Below are 6,000 nucleotides of genomic sequence, written 5' to 3'. Positions count from 1 at the left end.
GTTATGTCCCAGCCTCTTTTAAACAAAAAACTGAGACATTATGTCTCAGTTTTTTTGCTTTTAATTATTTTTATTATACAAGTGACAGCTCACGAAATGTCCTGGTTTTGCTTCATGCCATTCTGGTTTCTTTTGTGCGCAGATGTCCATGGCGTGCATGCAGCGTGTTCTAAAGACACAGCCGCTTGGCGGGTTAATTGGACTTGGTACATCCCCTTGTAAAACAATTCTTTCCCTTTTTAATTTAGGGTTCGGGATCGGTACTGCTGATAGCAGTGCTTGAGTATACGGGTGTAGGGGTTCATTATATAATTCTTCGCTTTCCGAAAGCTCCATCATATTCCCTAAATACATAACAAGGATACGATCGGAAATATATTTAACCATCGATAGGTCGTGCGCGATAAATAAATACGTCAGCCCCATCTCTTTCTGTAAATCTTTAAGTAAATTAACGACCTGCGCTTGAATCGAAACATCTAGAGCTGAAATCGGTTCATCGCAAACGACGAATTTAGGATTTAATGCCAATGCTCGGGCTATTCCAATCCGTTGACGTTGTCCACCACTAAACTCATGTGGAAATCTGTGGATATGTTCTGGATCTAGTCCAACTAGCTTTAATAATTCTAATACACGTTCACGTTTCTTTTTTCCGTGTAATAATCCATGAATTGCGATTGGTTCACCAATAATCTCTTCAACGGTCATTCGTGGATTTAAGGAAGCATACGGATCTTGAAATATCAATTGTATTTCTTTACGTACCTTGGCCATTTCACTACTATTATTCTCATAAATATTTTTACCTTTAAACAAAACTTCGCCTTCCGTTGCCTCATATAAACGAATAATCGTCCGGCCTGCCGTCGACTTCCCACAGCCACTTTCTCCAACTAGTCCAACCGTTTCCCCAGGGTAGATATCTAGGTTAATTCCATCTACGGCTTTCAACGCCTGATCACCAGAACCGAAGTACTTCTTTAAGTTTTTTACTTCGATAAGAGGAGTAAGAGTGCTCGTCTTGTTCGTATCATTTGTCTCAATTGTTTTCGAATTCATCTAAATCTCCTCCTCACTATTTACCACTAGCCTTTTTCATGGTGGCCATTGGATGATGGAGCCAGCATGCAGCAGTTTGACCTTTTGCTACCTCTGCCAGCTCTGGTGAATAATCTTTGCAAATTCTCATCGCAGACTCACATCTCGCATAAAAAGAACATCCTTTTGGCGGCTCTAATAAATCTGGCGGTGTACCAACAATTGGTGCAAGCGGTTCATTTTTGTTCATATCCAATCTCGGAACAGATTTTAATAACCCTTTTGTATACGGATGCTGTGGCTTTTCAAAGATTTCCTCAACAGTTCCTGTCTCTACTACTTTTCCGGCATACATAACAATCACCCGATCACACATCTCCGCAACAACACCTAAATCATGTGTAATTAATATAATAGAAGTTTCTGTTTTTTGTTGCAGATCTTTCATCAGCTCTAATATCTGTGCTTGGATCGTTACGTCTAGTGCGGTTGTTGGCTCATCGGCAATTAGTAGTTTCGGTCGACAAGCGAGTGCCATCGCAATCATCGCCCTTTGTCTCATTCCACCTGAAAATTCGTGCGGATACTGATCCAATCTTTTTTCAGGCTGTGGAATTCCTACTAATTCGAGCATTTCCTTTGCAACCATCCATGCTTCTTTTCGTGTAACTTTATTATGCTGAAGAACAGCCTCCATTATTTGGCTTCCTACTTTACTCGTAGGGTTTAAAGAGGTCATCGGATCTTGGAAAATCATACTTATATCATTCCCTCGAATCCTTTGCATCTCTCTTTCACTTTTAGGAATTAAATCTTGTCCATTAAATAAAATCGATCCACTTTTATATTTAGCTGGTGGAGTGGATAGTAGTTTCATAATCGATTTGGCTGTGACACTTTTCCCACAACCCGATTCCCCTACTATCGCAATCGCTTCCCCCTGCTTCACTTCAAAACTAACTCCTCGAACCGCTTGGACTTCACCCGCATAGGTCCCAAAGGAAACATGTAAGTCTTTAACTTCTAGTAAATTACCCATGATGTGTTCCTCCTTTTCTCATATTTGACCCCACTTTATCTCGGATCAAGCGCATCTCTTAAACCATCACCGAAGACATTGAAGGCAAACATGGTTAAAGAAATTAAAATTGCTGGAAATGCAAGCTGATAAAAGTTTCCAACGAGGATGCTTTGAAGTGCATCACTTGCCAATGTACCCCAGCTAGCCTGTGGAGCAGGAATTCCTAAGCCAAGAAAGCTTAACGTTGCCTCACCAAAAATCGCAGTCGGAACAGTTAATGTAATATTTACGAGAATCGGACCCATTGTATTTGGAATCATATGCTTTCTTAAAATCCAAGATGTTTTACCGCCTGCTACTTCTGATGCATGTACATATTCATATTGTTTCAACTGCAATACTTGTCCACGTACAAGCCTTGCCATGGGTATCCATCCAGTAATCGTCATCGCAATGATAATCGAGAACATTCCTCTTCCTTGTTCTGGAAAAACAACCATAATGAGAATAACCATTAGTAAATATGGAATCGCATACAAAACCTCTGCAATTCGCATCATCACATTATCGGTTCTTCCCCCTCTAAGCGCAGATATCCCACCGTATAAAACCCCTATAATAAAGTCAATTAAAGCTGCAGCTAATCCAATAAATAAGGAAATTCTTGCCCCGGACCATGCACGAGTAAATAAATCTCTACCTAATGAATCTGTACCAAACCAATGCTCCCCATTCGGTTTCACATTTTTCTGGGTAAAATCCATTTCATCGTATTTATAGCCGTTCAAATGCGGCCCAATAATCGCCATTATGACTAAAAGGATAATAATGACTAATCCAACTAAGGCCAATTTATTTCCTTTCAACCGTCTCCATACATTCGCCCAATAGGATGTCGTGGGGCGAGCAATTTTCTCAGCTTCTTTGAAATTATCCTCCGCCGGTAAGAACAACTCTTCTGATAACTTTAATTCATTTGCCATTATTTACTCTCCCCTGTCACTTTAATTCTTGGATCAATCCATGTGTAAGCAATGTCCACAATAAAAATGAGAAAGATTAGAATGGCGCTATAGAAAACAGTCGAACCAAGGATTACAGGATAATCACGGTTGAAAATGCTTTTTACAAACATTTCTCCCATGCCTGGTATTCCAAAGATGTTTTCAATAATAAAGCTTCCCGTCACAACATTTGCGATTAATATCCCTAATACGGTCGTAACCGGTAGAATCGCATTTCTAATTGCATGCTTGATAAGAACCATGCTTTTGCCTAATCCTTTAGCCTTTGCAGTCAAAATATAATCTTGACCAAGTACTTCAAGCATACTGGAGCGCATAAGTCTTGCAATATAAGCCATTGGAGATACTGCTAAGGCGACAGATGGCAAAACAGTATGGGCCCACGATTTCCAAGTAGCAACAGGGAATATCTTCCACTCTACTGCAAAATAATTGATTAATATTGTAGCTAAAATAAAGCTTGGTACAGAAATACCAATGATTGCAAGTATCATAGAAAGATAATCCGGCCAACGGTTTTTGAAAATTGCTGCAATTACTCCGAAAAATAAACCAAACGGTATAGCAATAACCATTGCTTGAAGACCTAAGTGCAGTGAAATAGGAAATCCATTTCGGATATAATCATTAACTGTTATTGATTGAGATTTTATTGAAGGTCCAAAATCTAAATGAAGCAAACCTTTTATATATAAGAAATATTGTACTATTTTAGGTTTGTCCAAATTATAGTACGCTTTGAGGTTATTAAGTACCGCTTCAGGCATTGTTCCTTCTTTAGCAAACGGATTTCCTGGAATGTTATGCATAATAATAAAAGTAATCGTGGTAACCGCCCAAATCGTCACAATAGCCCACATTAATCGTTTTAAGGAATATCTCAACATTTTTATTCACCCTCTCTTAAGAAAAAGCAGGGTATGCCTTTTAAGGACATACCAACTGCTTTTAATTGTGTTTTTTATTTCTCAATATCAGCATAGATGTATTGAGGGTATCTATTGATCGGTGTGAAGAAACCTGTAACATTTTCTTTTAATACATAAGGTTTTGTATAGAAATAAACAGGGATTACAGGCATTTCTTCCATTAGAATTTTTTCCGCATCATGCATTGCTTTCATACGAACTTCATTATCTATAGATTTTTTAGCTGTATCAATTAATTTATCGTATTCTTTGTTATTGAACTTCGCATCATTTTGTGGACCAGTTGATACCCATAAATCCATAAATGTCATTGGGTCTACATAATCTCCAATCCAGCCTGCACGGGAAACCTCATAATCTCCAGCGTGCTCACGGTCAATCTTCACTTGGAATTCGACATTTTCGAGTGATACATCAACACCTAGGTTTTTCTTCCACATTTGTTGGACAGCTTCTGCAATCTTTTTATGACCTTCATTAGTGTTATAAAGAATTGAGAATTTTGGCATCTTGCTCATTCCCTCTTCTTTAAGCCCTTCTGCAAGTAGCGTTTTCGCTTGGTCTACATCTTCACTAAATAGATCTCCACCCTTTTTTTGGTAATCAGTAGATTCATCCTCAGGGATACCTGGAGGTACAACTGAATATGCAGGCTGTTGTCCACCTTGCGCTACACTATCAACAATGGCTTTACGATCAATTGCCATTGATAAAGCTTTTCTAACTTTTGCATTAGTAAAAGGTTTTTTATTGTTATTCAAATTATAGTAATAAGTCGCTAAATCCGGACTGTTATGAAATTCTTTATTATCTTTGAGCGTTGGAAGAACGTCTTGTGGGATAGGATAAACCATGTCAAGTTCTCCATTTTGATACATTTGATATGCAGTCGATTCATTATCGATTACTGCAAAATCTACCTCATCAAGTTTAATGTTGTCCTTGTCATAATAGTTTTCATTCTTTTCAAGCTTTAAGCTTTCTTTATGCTTCCATTCTGTTAACTTAAATGCACCATTTGAAACGTAGGATGATGCCTCTGTATACCATTTTGGATTTGCTTCTTGTACTTTTTTATTAATCGGATAATAAGTATAGAAGTTTGTTAAATCAAGAAAATATGCTGTTGGTGCTGAAAGAGTTACGACCAATGTTTTGTCATCAGTTGCTTTAACTCCTACTTTATCTTCTAAAGCTTTTAACTCTTTATCTTGTTTTGCTAATTTTTTTGGATCTTTTGATTTCGTTAGCTTGTAATTATTATATTCTGATCCACCTTTAAGATAATATAGTTGGTAAGCATAGTCCGAAGCTGTTTTTGGGTTCAATGCATATTTCCACGCATATTCGAAATCCTCTGCAGTAACTGGATCTCCATTTGACCATTTAATTCCATCTCTTAAATGGAATGTCCACTTTAAGCCATCTTTGCTTGGTTCCCATTTTTCTGCCATACCTTCAACAATTTTGCCTTCTGGTGTTTTCTTTGTAAGACCTTCAAAAGTACCCTCTAATACCCATGAATCATGTGTTCCTTGCGCTTTTCCCGGATGAAGGGCACCAGGTTCTTCCGTGTTATTCAGCCTTAATACTTTTGTTCCTTTGCTTTCTTCAGTTTTTTTGCCACTGTCACCATCTGCTGGCTTTGCTGTTTCTTCCTTCCCTCCGAAACAGCCGGCTAGCATTAACATTGCTGCTAGAAAAACCGCAAAAAATGAATAAAAAGACTTTTTCTTCAAGCTCTTTCCCCCCTATTTCTTTTTGTTTAGGAAAGTCAGTTTTGACTTTCCAATAGGATATGAGTCGACATGCCTAATAATAAAACTATTAGAATAATCCCATCTATATTCCGAAGTGAGAAAAATTTTTCTCAAAAAGCTTTTCGGCAGACGAAACATTCAACTATCAATTCAAAATTGATAGTACTTTGGACACGCGACCCATACTTCGGATAAAAATTTTGATTTTTTTATCCTATGATATA

General features: G+C 37.8%; 5 protein-coding genes. All 5 read right to left on the bottom strand.

Features of this window, described 5'->3' with window-relative positions; translation table 11 throughout:
• Positions 1 to 60: 60 nt before the first annotated feature.
• On the bottom strand, positions 61 to 1,062 hold the full coding sequence (locus B5V89_RS15990) for an ABC transporter ATP-binding protein (RefSeq protein WP_108072941.1): 1,002 nt from the start codon (positions 1,060 to 1,062) through the stop codon (positions 61 to 63).
• Between the two features lie 16 nt (positions 1,063 to 1,078).
• The gene (locus tag B5V89_RS15985; RefSeq protein WP_108072939.1) at positions 1,079 to 2,080 is read right to left on the bottom strand and encodes an ABC transporter ATP-binding protein; all 1,002 of its coding nucleotides are present in this window, start codon (positions 2,078 to 2,080) and stop codon (positions 1,079 to 1,081) included.
• A gap of 35 nt (positions 2,081 to 2,115) precedes the next feature.
• Positions 2,116 to 3,045, bottom strand: a complete 930-nt coding sequence (locus B5V89_RS15980) for an ABC transporter permease (RefSeq protein ID WP_108072938.1) — start codon at positions 3,043 to 3,045, stop codon at positions 2,116 to 2,118.
• Complete coding sequence (locus B5V89_RS15975; RefSeq protein ID WP_108072937.1) at positions 3,045 to 3,974, bottom strand: ABC transporter permease; 930 nt, start codon at positions 3,972 to 3,974, stop codon at positions 3,045 to 3,047. Before B5V89_RS15975 ends, B5V89_RS15980 begins: the two co-directional genes overlap by 1 nt.
• A 74-nt stretch (positions 3,975 to 4,048) precedes the next feature.
• Positions 4,049 to 5,755: a peptide ABC transporter substrate-binding protein gene (locus B5V89_RS15970; RefSeq protein WP_244913521.1), complete on the bottom strand. Its 1,707-nt coding sequence runs from the start codon at positions 5,753 to 5,755 to the stop codon at positions 4,049 to 4,051.
• Positions 5,756 to 6,000 lie beyond the last annotated feature (245 nt).

It is taken from the genome of Heyndrickxia sporothermodurans, from assembly GCF_003055045.1.
Classification (GTDB): Bacteria; Bacillota; Bacilli; order Bacillales; family Bacillaceae_C; genus Heyndrickxia; species Heyndrickxia sporothermodurans.
The sequence above is the reverse complement of the archived record's forward strand: the minus strand, read 5'-3'. Positions and strand labels throughout refer to the sequence as shown.